Source organism: Pararhizobium mangrovi (assembly GCF_006516965.1).
Lineage (GTDB): Bacteria > Pseudomonadota > Alphaproteobacteria > Rhizobiales > Rhizobiaceae > Pararhizobium_B > Pararhizobium_B mangrovi.
Window position 1 is genome coordinate 1 of sequence record NZ_VHLH01000060.1, and the last position, 4,776, is coordinate 4,776.

Sequence of the window (4,776 nt, forward strand, 5' to 3'; positions counted from 1 at the left end):
CCCTGGACTCTGAAGTCTCACAACCTCAGCATCCCCGGTCCGGACCGGATGGACAACCTAATGAAAGCTCACAACTAGAGCCTTTCAGGTTCATACGGAAGCGCTCTGTTCGATCGTGCCGGTTTCCCACTTTGTTAGGCGATCGCAGCGCGATGTGGTTCATCGGGCAAGATCGCCGACAAAGTAGGAGAGCGGCACGGTCGAACCCTTCGGGCCGACCCTGTTTGCGCCATGATGCTTCGACGGATGGCTCGACCGTACCACCAGTACGCTCGTCGCCATCCGTCTCGGTCCTGACGCAAACAGGGTCGGCAGAGCGTTTCCGTATAAACCTCAAAGGCTCTAAGGCAGGCATCGGCGGTCTCAGCCCTCAGGCAGGCAGTTCCCGCTCGACGAGGCGCGACCAGAATGCCGCGCCGGACGCAATCGCCTTATCGTTGAAGTCGTAGGCCGTGTTGTGGTGCAGGGCGCCGTCGATGGCCGGTCCGTTTCCGAGCCAGACGTAGCAGCCGGGCGTCATCGCGGCGAATTCGGCGAAGTCGTCGCCGGCCGTGGACGGTGGAAACTGCGTGCGGACTTTCGCCTCGCCGAAAACGTCGACAGCCGCCATGCGGGCACGTTCCGTCGCGTCGGGCGCGTTCACGACGGGCGGGATGCGTCGGATGAAATCGTATTCGGCCTTGATTCCGAACATCGCGGCCGTTCCGTGAGCAAGCCTGCCGATTTCCGCTTCGAGCGTGTCGCGCACCTCGGGCGTATAGGCACGCGCCGTCCCGCAGATCTCGACGGTATCGGGGATGACGTTGAGCGCGTTCGGATCACCGGCGCGCAGTGAACAGGCGCTGACGACGGCCGGCTGTAACGGATCGACGACGCGCCCGACGATCGTCTGGAGAGCAGCAATGAAACTGCCTGCCGCGGTGATCGGATCACGGCCGAGATGGGGTTTGGCGCCGTGGGTACCGGTCCCCCGGAACGTCAGCCGCCAGCTATCCGAAGACGCGAGTTGCGGTCCCTCGAAGACTGCGATCTCGTCCGTCTCAAGGCCCGGCATGTTGTGCAGGCCGAAGACCATGTCGCAGGGGAAATGGGTGAAGAGCCCGTCCTCGACCATGCGCCGCGCCCCGCCGCGCCCTTCCTCGGCAGGCTGAAAGATGAAGTGGACGGTTCCCGAAAAGGCTTTGGTCGCAGCCAGATGGCGTGCTGCGCCGAGAAGCATCGTCGTATGCCCGTCATGGCCGCAGGCATGCATCTTGCCGGGCGTCTTCGATGCGTAGGGCCGTGCAACGCGTTCGGTCATGGCGAGCGCGTCCATGTCGGCACGAAGACCGATCGCACGGTCGCCGGTTCCAGAACGCAGGGTACCCACGACGCCCGTTCCGGCCAGACCACGATGAACCTCGATCCCGGTTTCGGTAAGAAGCGTAGCGACGCGTTCGCTCGTACGCTCCTCCTCGAAGCCGAGTTCGGGATGTGCGTGAAGGTCCCGACGCAAATCGGCAAGGAAGGGAAGATCGGCAGTGATCGTCTCTGGAACGCGCATCGGCGAAGACCTTCGGTTGTCGAGAGATACGGGCGGGCTTGATCCGCGCGAGGCCATCTATAAACCGGTTGCCGCACCGTTTGAACCTTCGCAATCGCAGCGTATCGGACGCCATGATGAAACCGCACGCGTTCTGGCAGGACCTTCACCCGGCGGGAAGCTTCTCGCAAACTGAGCCCTTCGTAGACGGTTACCCTGTTGCGTTGCGGGACGGCCGGCAGATCCTCCTTCCGATCCGCCCGCTCGAAGGCGGACGGAATGCGCTTGCTTCATTGATCGTCAACCAGGCGAGTTTCGCCGTCGAGGATGCCTTGGCAGACGATCTCGCCGGCAAACTGGCGCCATTCGAACCGCAGATCGTCGTCGGCCTTCCGACGCTCGGATTGACGCTTGCCCGTTCCGTCGCCCGAAGGCTCGGCCATACGCGATACGTGCCGCTCGGAACGTCGCGGAAGTTCTGGTACGAGGAGACCCTATCCGTTCCGCTTGCCTCGATCACCTCTCCGCAAGCTGGCAAACGCCTCTACGTGGATCCGCGAATGCTGCCGCTGCTTCAGGGGAGCCGGGTCGCGCTCGTCGACGACGTTATCTCGACGGGTACCTCGATCGTCGCGGGCCTGAAGCTTCTCGAAAGCTGCGATATCGACCCTGTCGCGATCGGGGCGGCGATGCTTCAAACGCGGCGGTCCCATGAACGTCTCCGTGCGATCCGGAACGATCTGCCCGAGCGCATTCGCTACGTCTTCGAGACGCCGATTCTCGAAGCGACGGGAGGCGGATGGATTGCCGCATCGAGCGGGGAACCTGCGCCAGTGTAGCCATGGCAAGCTTCAAAGGGTGCAGGTCAAGCTCGGAGTGACAGAGTACGCCGTGGCGCGCTCGAAGACGAAGTTCGCCGGCATGGACGGATTCACCGCGTATCCGCCGGAATGGATGGTTCCGCAAATTGGTAGAGTAGGGGGATTGCAGACGTTTCGATGGGCGCCGCTTCGAAAAAGTCTGCTTATGGATAGCATCTGATCACTAACTCATATTGGTACCCTCCTGTCTTTCGAGAAGAGGACGGAATAGTCGGAACGCGCAGATTTCCAACCGGCGCCGGCCTTGTGCGGACGGATCGTAGCAAGTACATCGAACGGGTCGAGAAAGGTGGACCGGCGTGGTGAGCCCCGGTCAGCTCCGCGTCTGACGTGGAGTGCAATTCCAGCCCGAAGGGCCGCGGACCACGACGGGGTGGACGCTTGTCTTCTTCCCGGCCGGTTCAGCGAGACGACGTGAAACTTCGTCACTCGACGATTGCGGGCAGGTTCAAAGAGCGTCCTCATGCCGTGGCCCGCGGCATCGTGACCGAAGGACGCTCACCATGCGCCATGTTCCTGTTCTCATCGTCGGCGGAAGCCTCGTCGGCCTGTCCGCTTCCCTCTTCCTGCGTCACCACAACGTCCCGCACCTGCTGATCGACAAGCATCGGGGCAGTGCCGCGCATCCCCGTGCCATGGGGTTCACCGAGACCACCATGGAGCACTACCGCGCCTGCGGCATTGCGGATCGCATTCCGCAGAACGATCCGGGCGCCCGGCTGCGCCGCGTCCAGGTGGAGAGCCTGTTCAGCGACTGGGTGGCCGAGACCGATTGGACGCCGGGCGAGCCGTCGGACCGCAGCGCGGCGCTGTCGCCGTGCACGGGTGCTGCGATCGCGCAGGACGAGCTCGAGCCGATCCTGCGTGCTGCGGCGATCGAGGCGGGTGCGCAGTTGAGCCTCGGCGTCGAACTGACGGACCTGACGCAAGATGAGGATCGCGCGACGGCGACGGTTCGGCACCGCGACGACGGTATTCAAGAAACGATCGAAGCCGACTGGGTGATCGCCTGCGATGGCGCCGACAGCACAATCCGCGAAGGTCTGGGGATTGCAAGAAGCGGCGTGGGGCATCTGCGCACGGTGCGCAGCGTCCTGTTCCGATGCCCGGATGCCGACGTCGTACTCGACCGCGGAGCCCAGCAATTCGAGATCGAACAGCCCGGCTTCAAGGCCTTCCTGACGACCTATGGCGACGGGCGATGGGTGCTGATGTTCGACGACGACCGCGAACGCAACACGGAAGAGCTGCGTGCGGCGGTGCAGCGCGCGCTCGGTCGCGATCTGCCGTTCGAGATCGTCACCACCGGCAAATGGGAACTGGCGGGACGGATCGCCGAGGAATACCGTCGTGGGCGGATTTTCCTGGCGGGCGACGCGGCGCACCAGCTTCCTCCGACCCGCGGCGGCTTCGGCGCCAATACCGGCATCGACGATGTCTGGAACCTTGCCTGGAAGCTTGCCGCGGTGCTTGGGGGCAGAGCGGACGTCGGGCTGCTCGACACGTACCATGCGGAGCGGCGGCCGATCGGCTGGCTGCGGCATCAGCAGACCTTTTCCCGCCCCGACTACGCGCACTGGGCACCATCGACGTTCCGGCCCGAGCCGCTGTTCGGGAACGACGCGATGGAGTTCGGCCAACTCAACCGCTCGACGGCGGTCCGCGGCGCCGGGCCGGATCTTCCCGCAGCGGCCCCGCCGAAGGTCTGGGCCGGCCAGCCCGGCACGCGCGCGCCACACGTATGGGAGGATGGCGAGGAGGGAACGCGATCGACGCTGGACCTCTTCGGCCGGGATTACGTGCTGCTTTCGGCCAATCGCGCATGGATCGATCTCGGCGAGCGCCTCTCGATCGATGCCGTGATGGTCGGCCGGGGATTTCGGTTCCCGGCCGGGCAGCCGTTCGCGGCCATGTTCGGCGTAAGCGGGGCGGGCGCCACGCTGGTCCGACCCGACGGGATCGTGGCCTGGCGCTCGCAGAAACTGCCCGACGCGGGCGCGGAAGCGTCCATCCGCAGGCTCATCGCGGCACGGGGCTGAGCCATGGCACATGCGCAAGAGCCACACCCGGCGGGGGTTCTCCGCCTTCTGGATATGGAGGACCTCCGCCAACTCGGGGCGCAATACGTCGCCTGCATCGACCGAGGTTGGACGCCCGACACATTCGACCCCGACGCTTTCGACGGCATCTTCGCGGACGATGCCGTTTCCTTGAGGATCGGATCGACGACCGTCCTCGACGCGGTGGACGAAAGGACGTCATCGCTTCCCTGACGAACGGTGTCTAGGTGTGAGCTTTCATTAGGTTGTCCATCCGGTCCGGACCGGGGATGCTGAGGTTGTGAGACTTCAGAGTCCAGGGAGGGACCGGATG

The 4,776-nt window shown here is 64.4% G+C and carries 3 protein-coding genes; 2 read left to right on the forward strand and 1 reads right to left on the reverse strand.

Translation table 11 applies throughout. The features are described 5' to 3' along the window. Nucleotides 1-370: 370 nt before the first annotated feature. The gene (locus FJU11_RS18115; RefSeq protein ID WP_141168474.1) at nt 371-1,543 is read right to left on the reverse strand and encodes a M20 aminoacylase family protein; all 1,173 of its coding nucleotides are present in this window, start codon (nt 1,541-1,543) and stop codon (nt 371-373) included. A gap of 116 nt (nt 1,544-1,659) precedes the next feature. On the opposite strand from FJU11_RS18115, the gene FJU11_RS18120 reads away from it, so the two are divergent. Beyond that, nucleotides 1,660-2,361 carry a phosphoribosyltransferase gene (locus FJU11_RS18120; RefSeq protein WP_141168475.1) on the forward strand — a complete coding sequence of 234 codons (702 nt, stop codon included), beginning with the start codon at nt 1,660-1,662 and terminating at the stop codon, nt 2,359-2,361. A 545-nt stretch (nt 2,362-2,906) separates the two neighbouring features. Continuing rightward, nucleotides 2,907-4,442 carry an FAD-dependent monooxygenase gene (locus FJU11_RS18125; RefSeq protein ID WP_141168476.1) on the forward strand — a complete coding sequence of 512 codons (1,536 nt, stop codon included), beginning with the start codon at nt 2,907-2,909 and terminating at the stop codon, nt 4,440-4,442. Nucleotides 4,443-4,776: the final 334 nt, after the last annotated feature.